1 protein-coding gene and 1 pseudogene are annotated in these 290 nt (G+C 70.0%); both read right to left on the bottom strand.

Annotation, left to right across the window (positions count from 1 at the left end; translation table 11 throughout):
* Window positions 1-79, bottom strand: a pseudogene (hisG, locus tag EN851_RS37610) (ATP phosphoribosyltransferase); the annotation flags it as partial.
* The coding region (locus tag EN851_RS35660; RefSeq protein WP_189587375.1) for an ATP phosphoribosyltransferase regulatory subunit at window positions 76-290 on the bottom strand (215 nt) is incomplete at its 5' end. The pseudogene hisG and the gene EN851_RS35660, both read right to left, overlap by 4 nt.

Here is a 290-nt window from a genome sequence, read left to right as displayed (position 1 = left end):
CGGTGAGGCCGGCCTTGGCCAGCACGTCCAGCGCCTGCTCCTTCAGCCGGCCCTTCGATGGCAGCGCGAGCGTGATCATCTGGCCTTCTCCCGCAGCGCCTCGATGCGGTCGAGCCAGACCGAGAAGCCGACGCCGGGGATCGGCGTCTTCGCGCCGAGCAGCGTCAGCAGGCGGTCGTAGCGGCCGCCGCCGGCCAGCGGCCTCTCCACGCGCTTGGCCGCGATCTCGAAGACGAGGCCGGTATAGTAGTCGAGCGGACGGCCGAAAGCGGCATCGTAGTGGATATCCG

Origin of the sequence: Mesorhizobium sp. M8A.F.Ca.ET.208.01.1.1 (assembly GCF_004791315.1) — a bacterium.
Classification (GTDB): domain Bacteria; phylum Pseudomonadota; class Alphaproteobacteria; order Rhizobiales; family Rhizobiaceae; genus Mesorhizobium.
The sequence above is the reverse complement of the archived record's forward strand: the minus strand, read 5'-3'. Positions and strand labels throughout refer to the sequence as shown.